The 7,129-nt window shown below is 38.3% G+C and carries 8 protein-coding genes; 3 read left to right on the plus strand and 5 right to left on the minus strand.

The window, feature by feature from the left end; all coding sequences use genetic code 11:
* The first annotated feature begins 141 nt into the window (after positions 1-141).
* Positions 142-576 carry a DUF1885 family protein gene (locus V7164_RS13150; protein ID WP_335354288.1) on the plus strand — a complete coding sequence of 145 codons (435 nt, stop codon included), beginning with the start codon at positions 142-144 and terminating at the stop codon, positions 574-576.
* Positions 577-649: 73 nt separating this feature from the next.
* Positions 650-991 (plus strand): hypothetical protein, encoded by a 342-nt coding sequence (locus V7164_RS13155; RefSeq protein WP_335354285.1) that lies wholly within the window; start codon positions 650-652, stop codon positions 989-991.
* Positions 992-1,015: 24 nt separating this feature from the next.
* Here the strand turns inward: V7164_RS13155 and V7164_RS13160 are convergent, their stop codons facing one another.
* Positions 1,016-1,258: a hypothetical protein gene (locus V7164_RS13160; RefSeq protein WP_335354286.1), complete on the minus strand. Its 243-nt coding sequence runs from the start codon at positions 1,256-1,258 to the stop codon at positions 1,016-1,018.
* 245 nt (positions 1,259-1,503) lie between these two features.
* Between V7164_RS13160 and V7164_RS13165 the strand changes: the two genes are divergently transcribed.
* The gene (locus V7164_RS13165) at positions 1,504-1,893 is read left to right on the plus strand and encodes a small peptidoglycan-associated lipoprotein (RefSeq protein ID WP_335354287.1); all 390 of its coding nucleotides are present in this window, start codon (positions 1,504-1,506) and stop codon (positions 1,891-1,893) included.
* Between the two features lie 62 nt (positions 1,894-1,955).
* Here V7164_RS13165 and lpdA read toward each other — a convergent pair whose 3' ends face one another.
* The 4 genes from lpdA to pdhA form a co-directional block, all read right to left on the minus strand.
* The gene (gene lpdA / locus V7164_RS13170) at positions 1,956-3,365 is read right to left on the minus strand and encodes a dihydrolipoyl dehydrogenase (protein WP_335348406.1); all 1,410 of its coding nucleotides are present in this window, start codon (positions 3,363-3,365) and stop codon (positions 1,956-1,958) included.
* Positions 3,366-3,368: 3 nt separating this feature from the next.
* A complete protein-coding gene (locus V7164_RS13175) occupies positions 3,369-4,667 on the minus strand; it encodes a dihydrolipoamide acetyltransferase family protein (RefSeq protein WP_335348407.1) in 1,299 nt (432 codons plus the stop codon).
* Between the two features lie 128 nt (positions 4,668-4,795).
* A complete protein-coding gene (locus V7164_RS13180) occupies positions 4,796-5,773 on the minus strand; it encodes an alpha-ketoacid dehydrogenase subunit beta (RefSeq protein WP_335348408.1) in 978 nt (325 codons plus the stop codon).
* Positions 5,774-5,776: 3 nt separating this feature from the next.
* Entirely contained in the window at positions 5,777-6,898 is a 1,122-nt protein-coding gene (gene pdhA, locus V7164_RS13185) for a pyruvate dehydrogenase (acetyl-transferring) E1 component subunit alpha (RefSeq protein WP_335348409.1), read from the minus strand.
* Positions 6,899-7,129: the final 231 nt, after the last annotated feature.

A 7,129-nucleotide genomic window follows, 5' to 3' on the forward strand; every position in this document is an offset into this window, starting at 1 on the left:
CGAGCCTCACGGAAAGGTGTTCTTTACCTTTTTGTGAGGATTGGCTTGTGACCTTGAGGGGGTAGGCGCTGAAGCTAGACAGTTCTCAAATTCGAGAAAAGTTATACTTTCTTATCTTTTGAAAAAATGGGGGGATGGATGTTGGCAAGTAACGCATACATAAAACTCGTGCCTTCATCAGAAAAAGAACATATTACGACAGATGAAGTAAAAGAATTATTTCAATACTATAAAGCCATTACTGCGAAAACAGGTGACCAAGTTGATTGGAAGTACAATGAAGCTGCTTTTCCATATGAAATAAAAGAAAAACCCGAGGGAAAAGGGAAATGGTTCTATCTGCACTCCAACAATGACAGGTATCACACAATTTTACTAGGAATAGACCAAGAAACAATTCGGAACGAAGATGGATCCGATCGGGAACAATCATATATTCAAGTAACGTTGCCGGAATCAGCTACATTCGGCGATAAAGGGAAAGCTAACGAGTTTTGCCGCTATTTAGCAAAGAAGCTAAAAGGCGAATTGCATTTATTCAATGGAAGAGTTATGTATTTTTATCCCAGAAAATAATAGAAAATAGTAAATAAATAGAAGAACAGCAAAAGGCTGTTCTTCTATTTTGCAATCTAATGAGGTGAATAAATTGTTAACAAAAAAAATAATTTTCTTTGGAGTATTAGCTCTTGTCATCACTTTAAGTACTCCTATTATTTTCGTCTCCTATTTCGAGACAAAACCTGCACAATTAAGTCAGGACATTTTATTTGGCGGACCTTTTCCTTTCGCTGAACAACGGAATTCTCTGCCTGAAGCTGAACATGATTACCCTTTAGAATTAAAGTTTACCTCTCCTCTTGAGAAAGAAACAAACTTTAAGGTAATACCCTTCCTATTTTCGTTTATTTGTTTTTATCTATTTTTCTTCTCTTTATACTACATCATTTCTAGATTTTTCAGTGGACGTCAATTAAAAGAGCCAAAATAAGGGCTCTTTTTCCCTTCCCTCAGCTCAAACTCCCATTAAAGTCATTGTAAAATGAAACGATGCATATAAAGACAAGCTAAGTGCTGTAACAAAGAATGTTTTTTTTACTGATCTCACAATGTAATTTCCAATGATGATAGCTAAATATAAAAATACGAAGAACATCAGTACTTTAAAAATAAGCTGATCGTACCTCGATAGCCACTCAATAAAGGTGTAGCCGCTCCATATAATTAGCTGCAGCAGCAATGCAGTATATACCTTCATTTTTCCACCACCAGATTTGTTATTTCATATCTCTTATTAGCAAAAATTGATTGAGAGCCAAGTTCCAAAGATATATGTCTAAGTAATATATGTTGAACCTGCTCATCTTATTTTTCATTTCTGTAACATTTAGGTGACAAGTCACTAATATCCATTTTTTATGATAAAATACTTATTAATCTCTAATAATTGGATAATTAAACTTAAGTAACTGATACAAATAATGAAAAAGTGAGGAATAGAATATGAAAGTGTTTTTGCTTTTTTTCATAGCCTCTTTCTTGTTTATTACCTCATGCAATCATTTTAAACCTCAAGATGAACTGATTTTTGATAATAATAGAAAGCAAATTATTTTCTTTTCAAATGAAAAGGATTATGAAGAGGAAGCCTCCTACTATGATGCGATTATCGAGCTAAAGAAGGAATTTCCAGACGAAATTAAAAATATGAAAATTATCTCAAGCGACAAAGCCAAAAGATATTATGAAGCATTTGATGTCCAGAGCAGCCCCACTATCTTAATCATTCATCAAGAAAAAGTAATCGTCAAAATTAAGGGTGATACTTCAACAGAACAAATAATCAAACCTTTATCAGATGCCTTAAAAAGTGAATGGTCGACAAGCAATTAACGTATAGTCCTATACATATAAAAAAGTCCTTTTCCAATTGGAAAAGGACTTTTCTGATTATGTTATTTAATAATATGGATCGGACTGCCTAGTGCAACTTCTGCAGCTTCCATTGTAATTTCGCCTAATGTTGGGTGAGCATGAATGGTCATTGCAAGATCTTCAGCCGTCATACCCGCTTCAATAGCTAAGCCTAATTCTGCAATCATATCTGATGCACTTGCTCCAGCAATTTGAGCACCAATCACCAAGCCATCTTCTTTACGTGTGATTAGCTTAACAAACCCATCTGTTGCATCTAACGCAAGTGCACGGCCATTTGCCGCAAATGGGAATTTAGAGGCAATTACCTCAATACCTTCTTCCTTAGCTTGCTGTTCAGTATAACCTACTGAAGCAAGTTCTGGATCAGAGAATACGACTGCAGGAATCCCTAGATAATCAATTTCAGAGCTATGTCCTGCAATGGCTTCAGCAGCAATTTTCCCTTCGTATGAGGCTTTATGTGCTAATTGAGGACCTGCAACAACATCACCAATTGCATAAATATTGCTGATATTCGTACGGCATTGCTTATCTATTTCTATTACGCCGCGGTCACTCATTTTTATGCCTACTTGCTCTAAGCCTAATTCGTCAGTATTTGGGCGTCTTCCTACCATAACGAAGAGATAATCTGCTTCAAGAGTTTTCTCTTCACCTTTAACCTCATACTTCACAGTGACACCATTTTCACTCTCTTCAACACCTTTTGCAAGTGCTTTCGTGATAAATTCGGCACCTTTTTTCTTAAGGTTACGTTTGACAAGAGCCGTCATTTGCTTTTCAAAACCAAGGAGGATATCATCTGCGCCTTCAAGGATTGTTACCTGTGTTCCGAAATTCGCATAAGCACCGCCAAGTTCAATTCCAATTACCCCGCCGCCAATAACAACGATTTTTTCAGGGATTTCTTGAAGAGAAAGTGCCCCTGTTGAATCTAGAACACGTTTTGAATATTTAAATGTTGGAAGCTCAATTGGACGTGAACCTGTTGCAATGATTGCATTTTTAAAGGTATACGTTTGCGCTGAGTTTTCATCCATAACACGGAGAGTGTTGGCATCAACAAAATATGCTTCACCACGTACAATATCAATTTTATTTCCTTTTAATAGACCTTCCACACCGCCAGTAAGTTTTTTCACTACACCGGCTTTAAATTCCTGTACCTTTGTAAAATCAACAGTTACATTCTCAGCTGTAATCCCAATTGAATCAGAATGCTTAGCTGTTTCATAACGGTGTCCTGCAGCAATCAATGCTTTAGATGGGATACATCCCACGTTTAAGCAAACACCGCCTAAATTTGCCTTTTCAACGATAGTCACTTTCTGGCCGAGCTGTGCTGCACGAATAGCAGCCACATACCCGCCAGGACCTGAGCCAATGACAATTGTATCTGTTTCGATTGGGAAATCTCCTACTACCATGTTTTATGCCTCCATTAACAATAGTTCAGGATCGTTTAATAAACGTTTAATATGATTTAACGCATTCTGGGCAGTTGCGCCATCAATGATGCGATGGTCAAAGCTTAATGATAATGTTAATACTGGAGCTGCAACAATTTCACCGTCTTTTACAATTGCCTTTTCCGAAATACGTCCAATGCCTAAAATAGCAACTTCTGGGTGATTGATAACAGGGGTAAACCATTGTCCGCCTGCTGATCCAATATTTGTAATTGTGCAGGAAGCCCCTTTCATTTCCTCAGAAGATAACTTGCCATCACGCGCTTTTGCAGCAAGCTCACTAATTTCATTTGAAATTGCAAACATAGATTTACGATCAGCATCTTTTACAACTGGTACTAAAAGACCCTTTTCAGTGTCTGCTGCTATACCAATATTGTAATAATGCTTTTGTATAATTTCTTGTGCGGCGTCATCAATTGATGTATTCAATACTGGGTATTCACGTAAAGCACTTGTTAATGCCTTCACTACATATGGAAGGAACGTTAACTTAATTCCTTTATTTGCAGCAACTTCTTTGAACTTTTTACGATGAGCTACAAGCTTTGTCACTTCAATTTCATCCATTAAAGTCACGTGTGGAGCTGTATGTTTTGAGTTTACCATCGCTTTTGCAATTGCTTTACGGATGCCGCTCATTTTTTCGCGAGTTTCAGGGTATTGCCCTTGTGGAATAACTTTTTGAACTGGAGCAGCTGCCACTTCTTCAGGTGCTGCCGTTGTTTCTTGTTCTTGAGCCACTGGTTGCTGGACTTGAACTCCCCCGCTTAAGAACGAATCAATGTCGGTTTTTAAGACCCGGCCATTATTACCGCTTCCCGCTACTTGCTGAATATCAACACCTTTATCACGAGCATATTTCCGAACAGAAGGCATCGCGATAATTCGGCGGTCAGATTTAGCACTTGTTTGAGTTTCGGCTTGATTTACTTCAGCTTCACCCGTTTTCTCTGGAGCTTGATCTGCGGGCTTATCATCTTCTTGATGTTCATCGCCTTTGAATTTTAAATTTTCATATCCAGGCGCATCAAATGTAATAAGAACTTGGCCAACAGTTGCAACAGTTCCTTCCCCGACTAAAATTTCTTCAACCGTTCCTTTAACAGGTGAAGGAATTTCTACAACTGCTTTATCATTCTGAACTTCGCATAATACATCATCTTCTTGTACTTTATCGCCTGCTTTAACGAACCACTTAACTATTTCCCCTTCGTGGATCCCTTCACCAATGTCAGGCAATTTAAATTGAAATGACATTTAGAATCATCCTCCTACACTAACAATATAAGGAAGGACAGAAGCTGGAAAGAAGAAAATCGGTATTTGTACCGATTTTCTATTACTTCCTTCATTCTCCCCTTCGAAAGAACATAATTACCTGCTTTTTAGAAAGTTAATACTTTCTTACCAGTTTCAATAATATCCTTATAGTTTGGAAGCCAAACTGTTTCAGCTTGCGGGAATGCAAAAACTGTATCCGGCGCTGCAACGCGAAGGACAGGAGCTTCAAGACTTAAGATTGCACGGTCATTTATTTCTGCTACAACATTAGCAGCAATACCAGCCTGTTTTTGAGCCTCTTGAACGACAATCGCACGTCCTGTTTTTTCAACCGATGCAATAATAGTATCAATATCAATTGGTGATACTGTACGTAAATCGATTACCTCTGCAGAATAGCCTTCTTTTTCCAATTCTTCAGCAGCCTTTAATGCTTCATGCACCATTGCTCCATACGTAATGATCGACAAGTCTTTTCCTTCACGCTTCACTTCAGCTTTACCTAATGGAATTGTGTACTCTTCCTCAGGTACTTCTTGACGGAAAGAACGGTATAATTTCATATGCTCAAGGAAAATGACTGGGTCATTATCACGAATGGCAGAAATTAAAAGCCCTTTTGCATCATAAGGTGTTGATGGAATGACAACCTTTACCCCAGGCTGTTGAGCCATTAACCCTTCCAAGCTGTCAGCATGCATTTCTGGAGTATGTACGCCTCCCCCAAAAGGTGAACGAATAGTCACAGGCGCATTATATCTCCCTCCAGAACGATAGCGCATACGTGCCAGCTGTCCAGAAATAGAATCCATTACTTCATATACGAATCCGAAAAATTGAATTTCAGGTACTGGACGGAAGCCTTGTAAGCTAAGACCAACCGCAAGGCCGCCGATTCCAGATTCAGCTAGAGGTGTATCAAATACACGCTCTTCGCCGAATTCATTTTGAAGGCCTTCAGTAGCACGGAACACGCCACCGTTTACGCCCACATCTTCTCCGAATACAAGAACATTCGGATCATTTTGCAATTCTGTGCGTAAGGCATCAGTAATTGCCTGAATCATTGTCATTTGCGCCATAGCTTACTTCGACTCCTTTTCTTTATATATTTCATATTGTTCTTTTAAGTTATAAGGCATTCCTGCTTCTTCATGCATGATTGAAATGAGATCAGTTACTTTTTGTTTAGGTGTATCATCTGCTTGTTTTATCGCAACTTTAATATCTTCTTTAGCTTTTTCAATTGTTTCATTTTCCATTTCTTCATTCCAAATTCCTTTATCCTCTAAGAACTTGCGGAAACGGACAAGCGGGTCTTTCTTTTCCCACTCATTATCAAGATCAGCTGTACGGTAGCGTGTAGGATCGTCTCCTGCCATCGTATGAGGACCATATCGGTAAGTTAGGGTCTCAATTAATGTTGGGCCTTCCCCATTGATTGCACGCTCACGCGCTTCTCGTACAGCCACATAAACAGCCAATGGATCCATTCCATCAACCTGAATTCCTGGAATTCCAGCTGCAACAGCTTTTTGAGCAAGTGTTTTAGCTGCAGTTTGTAAAGAAACTGGAGTAGAAATAGCGAATCTATTATTTTGAACAATAAAAATTGCTGGAGCCCCATAAGAACCTGCAAAGTTAATTCCCTCATAGAAGTCACCTTGCGAAGTACCGCCATCTCCTGTATAAGTCACAGCAACTGCTTTTGTTCCACGTTTTTTCATTCCTAGTGCTACCCCTGCTGCTTGAATGTATTGAGCACCGATAATAATTTGCGGAGCTATAACATTTACACCTTCTGGAATATTCCCACCCTCATAGTGTCCTCTTGACCATAAGAAAGCTTGAGATAATGGCAGACCATGCCAAATCATTTGCGGAACATCACGATACCCAGGAAGAATAAAATCTTCTTTCTCTAAAGCAAATTGGGAAGCTAATTGAGAAGCCTCTTGTCCTGCTGTTGGTGCATAAAACCCAAGTCTTCCTTGTCTATTTAAAGAAATAGAGCGTTGATCTAGTATGCGTGTATATACCATCCGACGCATTAATTCCTGAAGCTGCTCATCACTTAAATCAGGCATTGCAGATTCATTTACTACTTTTCCTTCCTCATTAAGAATTTGAAACGTTTGAAATTGTTCTTCAACATTTTCAAGCTGCTTCTTAACATCTAATTGTGCCAATCTTGTATTAGAAGCCATACGAGTCACCCTTTCCATTATTTTAAAAGAGACTTAATAATATGAGTACAATACAATTTCTAGATTGCCCAAAACTAAGTTAAAATAGAAAGCCAAAGCAGAGTGAATTGTATTTGGTAAAAAAAGAAAATATTCAGAAATAAATAATTGCCTAGATTCCCTGCTTCATTAGGTTTCCATTTTCTTAAGTTTATAACTTCTATTGTTGTTAACTCATATTCTATCTTATTC

The organism is Bacillus sp. JJ1474 (assembly GCF_036965225.1).
Lineage (GTDB): Bacteria > Bacillota > Bacilli > Bacillales > Cytobacillaceae > Cytobacillus.